Source organism: Geotalea toluenoxydans JCM 15764 (assembly GCF_001311985.1).
In the GTDB taxonomy this organism is placed as follows: domain Bacteria; phylum Desulfobacterota; class Desulfuromonadia; order Geobacterales; family Geobacteraceae; genus Geotalea; species Geotalea toluenoxydans.
In genome coordinates this window covers 1-4,761 of record NZ_BBCJ01000059.1, presented here as the reverse complement: position 1 = coordinate 4,761, position 4,761 = coordinate 1, and the positions used below count along the sequence as shown (strand labels likewise).

4 protein-coding genes and 1 pseudogene are annotated in these 4,761 nt (G+C 58.9%); all 5 read left to right on the top strand.

All coding sequences use genetic code 11. From position 1 onward, the window contains the following. Positions 1-78: 78 nt before the first annotated feature. The 5 genes and pseudogenes from JCM15764_RS29040 to JCM15764_RS30515 all read left to right on the top strand — a co-directional run bounded on the left by JCM15764_RS29040 (position 79) and on the right by JCM15764_RS30515 (position 4,550). Positions 79-1,324: pseudogene (locus tag JCM15764_RS29040) on the top strand (2-hydroxyacyl-CoA dehydratase subunit D). A 1-nt stretch (position 1,325) separates the two neighbouring features. Next, positions 1,326-1,955, top strand: coding sequence for a CoA-binding protein (locus tag JCM15764_RS25565; protein WP_243689539.1), 630 nt, complete (start codon positions 1,326-1,328; stop codon positions 1,953-1,955). After that, positions 1,898-3,412 (top strand): acetate--CoA ligase family protein, encoded by a 1,515-nt coding sequence (locus tag JCM15764_RS20605; RefSeq protein WP_243689538.1) that lies wholly within the window; start codon positions 1,898-1,900, stop codon positions 3,410-3,412. Before JCM15764_RS25565 ends, JCM15764_RS20605 begins: the two co-directional genes overlap by 58 nt. A 353-nt stretch (positions 3,413-3,765) precedes the next feature. Further along, complete coding sequence (locus tag JCM15764_RS30520) at positions 3,766-4,011, top strand: hypothetical protein (protein ID WP_243689535.1); 246 nt, start codon at positions 3,766-3,768, stop codon at positions 4,009-4,011. Further along, a complete protein-coding gene (locus JCM15764_RS30515) occupies positions 4,008-4,550 on the top strand; it encodes a thiolase family protein (RefSeq protein WP_243689534.1) in 543 nt (180 codons plus the stop codon). The genes JCM15764_RS30520 and JCM15764_RS30515 overlap by 4 nt, the downstream gene beginning before the upstream one ends. Positions 4,551-4,761 lie beyond the last annotated feature (211 nt).

Below are 4,761 nucleotides of genomic sequence, written 5' to 3'. Positions count from 1 at the left end.
TCCCCCTCACCCTAACCCTCTCCCTCAGGGAGAGGGAACAGTACGAATCAGGACAACAGAAATTTCGAGGACAAATACATGACAGAAGAGAGCAAGACCCGACGCAAAAAAATACAGGCCACCGACCTAATGAACAAGATCATGGCCGATTACTTCTACGGTCTGAATGAAGCGGCCACCACCGGCAAACAGAAGGTCGCCTGGTGCACCAGCGTCGGTCCGGCGGAACTTTTGCGGGCCATGGGCTTCGCCGTGCATTTCCCGGAAAATCATGCTGCCATGCTCGGCGCAACACGGCTTGCCACCGATCTTATCCCGGAAGCAAACGCCGTCGGTTACTCGCCGGATATCTGTTCCTACCTCACATCGGACATCGGCGCCTACCTCAAGGGGTTCACCCCTCTGGCAAAGGCTTATCCCGGTATTGACTCCGTACCCAAACCCGATGTCCTGGTTTACAACACCAACCAGTGCCGGGACGTGCAGGACTGGTTTGCCTGGTATTCGAGACAGCTGGGGGTGCCCTGCATGGGCATTACCTCGCCGAAGAATGTCAACGAGGTCACCGACAGCCACATTGAAGATGTTGCCGGCCAGATCCAGGCCCTGATACCTGTACTGGAGCAAATCTCCGGGAACAGGCTCGATCTGGCCAGGTCCGGGAAACGGTGGCTCTGTCGCGGGAGTGCACCGAACTGTGGAAGGAGGTCCTGGAGACGGCCATGGCATCGCCTGCGCCACTGACCTTCTTTGACGGCACTATCCACATGGGGCCGGCGGTAGTCCTTCGGGGAACACGAGAAGCCGTGGACTATTACAAAGTACTGCTGGATGAACTGCAACAGAGGCTGACAGCAAGGGTGGGTGCCGTGGAGGGGGAAAGCTTTCGCATCTACTGGGACGCATGCCGGTCTGGGGGCGTCTGCGGCAGCATTCGGAGCTTTTTTCCTGCCTCAAGGCCAATGTCGTCGCCTCCACCTACTGCAGCAGCTGGATCTTCCCGGCTTTCGACGAAAGCGACCCGGTACGCAGCATGGCCAAGGCCTATCTGGAACTGTTCATCGTCCGCTCCGACACCTACAAAGAAGGCTATATTAAGACCATGCTCAGCAAGTTCGGCATCGACGGCATCATTTATCACGACGCCAAGACCTGCCCCTACAATTCAAACAGCCGTTACGGCATGCACCAGCGACTTGAGAAAGAAACCGGCATCCCCCATCTTGTCATTTCCGGTGACCTCAACGACATGCGCTGCGTTTCCGACGAACAGACCAAGACCAATGTGGAAGCCTTTATCGAACAACTTGAGGAGGGGAAATAACATGCTGGATTCACTTTTCAAACCCAGAGCTGTCGCCATTGTCGGCGCTTCCACCAAAGAACTCTCCATCGGCAACGTCATCATTCGCAACCTGCAGAAGTATGGTTACAAGGGAGAGATCTATCCCCTGAACCCCAGCGCGCCGGAGGTTTGCGGAATCAAGGCCTATAAAACACTTGAGGAAATCCCCGGCCAGGTCGACCTGGCCCACGTCATCATCCCCAGCAAGTTCGTGCCCCAGACCATCGAGGATTGCGGCAGGAAAGGGATCAAGGCGGTCATCATCAATTCTGCCGGCTTCAGCGAACTGGGGGAAGAGGGGGCACTGCTCCAGGAGGATTTCCTGCGCCGGGGCAAGGAGTTGGGTGTGCGGGTCTTCGGCCCCAACTGCCAAGGGATCATCAACTCCGACCCGGAGCTGAAGGCGTACTGCAACTTCACCTTCACCTATCCCGAGCCCGGCTACGTATCGGTGGTGGCCTTGAGTGGCGGCGTCGGTGCGCTTATCATGCAGGCACTGGCGGATCTGGCGTCGGCCAGCGCCTCTATGCCTCCAATGGTAATGCCTGCGACATCTCCATCCCCGAAATCGTCCGCTATTACGGCGCAGACGAGGGAACCAAGGCAGTGATCCTCTATACCGAGGGATTCTCCAATCCCAGAGAATTTCTCGAAGCCGCCCGTGACGTAACGGCAAAGAAACCGATCCTGGCAATGAAAGCAGGACGCACCGAGCAGGGGGCCAAGGCGGCCTCTTCCCACACCGGCTCCCTGGCCGGGGTGGACATCGCCACCGAGCTGATCTTCGAAAAGACCGGCATCCTCTCCTTCACCGATGAGGGGGAAATGGCGCGGGCGGCAATGGCCTTCGCCAGCCAGCCGATCCCCAAGGGAAACCGGGTCGGCATCATCACCAACACCGGCGGACCGGCAGTTATCGCCACCGACGTTCTCGTCTCCTGCGGCCTGGATGTGCCAAAGCTTGCGGCTCGGTCCATCGAACGGCTGAAAGAGAGCCAGTTTCCTGAAGCTGCCCTGGAAAACCCCATCGATGTTGTGGCCACCGCCGGCGGCCCCCAGTTCCGCGGCGCACTGGATGTACTCCTGGACGAGGAGGGGGTAGACAGCATTTTCATCAATTTCGTTACCGCCCCCTTCACCGACACCCATGAGGTTGCCCGGCAGATCGTCGAGGTTAACAGGCAGGGAAGGAAGCCCATTGTCTGCAACTTCATGACCGACCTGAGCCAGGAAAGGTTCCAGATTACCAGGGACATCCTCAAAGCTGGAGGGGTTCCCATCTACGCCAACCCCAGCGACGCGGCCAAGGCACTGGGCGCTCTCAGCCGGTACGGCCGTTTAAAGCAGCGTCATATCGGCCTGCCACAGACGTTTACCGATGTGGATGCTCTCAAGGCAAGATTGATCGTCGAGCAGGCGCAAAAAGAAGGACGCACCGTCCTTTCCGCCACCGACGTCTATAACATTTTCGAGGCCTACGGCATTCCGGTGGCAGGCTGGGCTGTTACGGCAAACGCCTCTGAAGCTGCCGCCGCTGCTGAAAGGATCGGATTCCCGGTAGTGGTCAAGGTGGACTGCGAGGCAATTGACCACAAGAGCGATATGGGGGGAGTGGCCGTTAATCTCAAGGATGCCGCAACCGTGCGCGCCACCGTTGATGATATGCAAAGCCGCCTGGGACATTTCGGTACGCTGAAATTCTTTGTGCAGAAGTTTCTCCCCGGCGGCCGGGAGCTGATCATCGGCGCCACTGCCGAGCGGGGACTGGGGCACCTGGTAATGTTCGGCCTGGGGGGCATCTATGTGGAGGTGCTCAAGGACGTCTCCTTCAAAATTGCCCCGGTCACCCGGGTGGAGGCAGGGGAGATGCTCTCCTCCATCAAGACCGCAGCTCTCCTTGATGGCGTCCGTGGCGAAAAGGGGATCGACCGACAGGCGGTCATGGCCCTCATCCAGCGCGTCTCCCAACTGCTCGGCGATCTGCCCATGATCCAGGAGATGGATATGAACCCGGTCATGGCCTTCGCAGACGGTGTCTATGCCGTGGACGGCAGGATCAGAATCTAGCTTACCCCCCTTTGCAAAAGAGGGGACAGGGGGAATTTCGCTCGGTGACCAAAGTAAATCCCCCTAAATCCCCCTTTCATATAGGGGGACATGCAATAGACCCAAGCATTCACATAAGGAGGAAGATCAATGTTGAAAAAAGCCTATATCCCCTACCGCGGTTACTATAGCACCCCCTTTGCCAAGTGGCAGGGGACCCTGGCCAATGAGAACGCCATCGTTCTCGCGCGGCCACTTCGAAGCGCTTTTTCGAGAGCAAGGGGTGGGACCCGAAGACCATTGATTATGTCCTGGTCGGCAGCACTGTCTATCAGAAACAGTGGTTCTACAGCGGCCCTTGGGCTGCGGCCCTCATGGGGGCCGAAGGCTCGCCCGGCATCCTGGTCAGCCAGGCCTGCTCCACCTCCACCTTCTCCATCTACCAGGCGGGCATGGGGGTAGAAACCGGCATGTTCAATCACAGCTGGTGCCTTATGGCCGACCGCCTGTCCAACGGCCCCCATGCCACTTGGCCCAATCCCAACGGTCCCGGCGGGCAGCAGCTTGCCGAGGACTGGGTCATGGACAACTTCGGCAAGGACTGGCCGGGGGAGCCATGATTCAGACGGCGGAAAACGTCGCCAAGGAATACGGCGTCAGCCGTGAGGAATGTGATGCCGTCACCCTGCGGCGGCAGGAGCAGTATCTGGATGCACTGGCCAGGGACCGTGAGTTCCAGCAACGCTATATGTTTCCCGCAGAGGTACAGATTTCCAGGAAGAAATCGATCCTCCTGGAGGCCGATGAAGGAATAACCACCAGCACCAAGGAAGGGTTGGCCGCACTCAAGCCGGTGCTTCCCGATGGAGTACATACCTTCGGCGCCCAGACCCATCCCGCCGACGGCAATGCCGGTATCTGCGTAACCACGCGGGAGAAGGCAAAGGAACTGAGCACCAATCCGGGCATCGAGGTCCAGGTGGTCTCCTTCGGCTACGCCCGCACCAAGAAGGCGCACATGGCCGCCGCCGTCGCTCCGTCTGCCCAGATGGCCCTGGACAACGCCGGCATCAAGGTTGGAGACCTGGGAGCCATCAAGACCCACAATCCTTCGCCGCCAACGACATCGTCATGGCCAAGGTCATGGGGCTGGATCTGAACAGCATGAACAACTATGGCTCATCCTGATCTTCGGCCATCCCCAGGCAGCAACGGGGGCTCGATTGATGATCGAAGGGATCGAGGAACTGGCCATCAAGGGGGGAGGCTATTTGCTTTTCTCCGGCTGCGCCGCCGGCGATACTGCCGCGTCGGTGGTGCTGAAGGTGAGCTGACATCGGCTCCCCCAGCCCTCCCCATCAAGGCAGGGA